The organism is Allobosea sp. RIT-PG3_2 (assembly GCF_057321085.1).
In genome coordinates this window covers 1-603 of sequence record NZ_JBXWCA010000030.1, presented here as the reverse complement: position 1 = coordinate 603, position 603 = coordinate 1, and the positions used below count along the sequence as shown (strand labels likewise).

1 protein-coding gene is annotated in these 603 nt (G+C 58.5%); it reads right to left on the bottom strand.

Annotated features, from left to right (window positions below; genetic code table 11):
* On the bottom strand, positions 1 to 508 hold a 508-nt coding region (locus tag AC2FAN_RS27215), incomplete at its 3' end, for a DUF6538 domain-containing protein (RefSeq protein ID WP_485177074.1).
* Positions 509 to 603 lie beyond the last annotated feature (95 nt).

Genomic DNA, 603 nt, shown 5'->3' with positions numbered 1-603 from the left:
GCTCGGAGATCGCCAGATTGACTGCTGCCCGCACTGTCGCGAAAATCCGTTTGATGGAGCTTGTCGTGAGTTTTTTGGCGATCAGGAAATCGCGAAACCGACCGGCGTCAGACCGTTTCAGATCGCTAATGGCAGCGTTTCCGAGACATTCGACCACATACCCAAGGTGACGATCGGTATAAGCCTTGAAGCCCTTACCCTTCCCGCCACCCTTCAACCGACGATAGAGATCGCCTGCCTCGGACAATCTCACTGACGATTCTGTGGATGATATCTGCGGCAGCGTGGTCGAGAGGGTTGGGACCCGTCGGAGGACGCTTTCGAGGCGCATCTGCGCCCAGACCGCCTCCAGCCGCACTGACAGAGCAGCAGCCAGCTTCTGGGCTCGGGCAGGTGACCGGGTGTGCAGGCAGGCGACCACGCGCACGCGATCGAACTGCGGCTGAAGCGATTTCGGAACCCGACGGGAGAAGTAGAAGATGCCACGCTTGGCGAAGGTGTGAATCACCTGTGGTCTACCCTCCGGTCTACCCATGGCATGAGGACCGTTCGAAAACGGTTTGTTGCCAATGAGTTAGACGGGAAGTAATGGCGCGCCCGAAA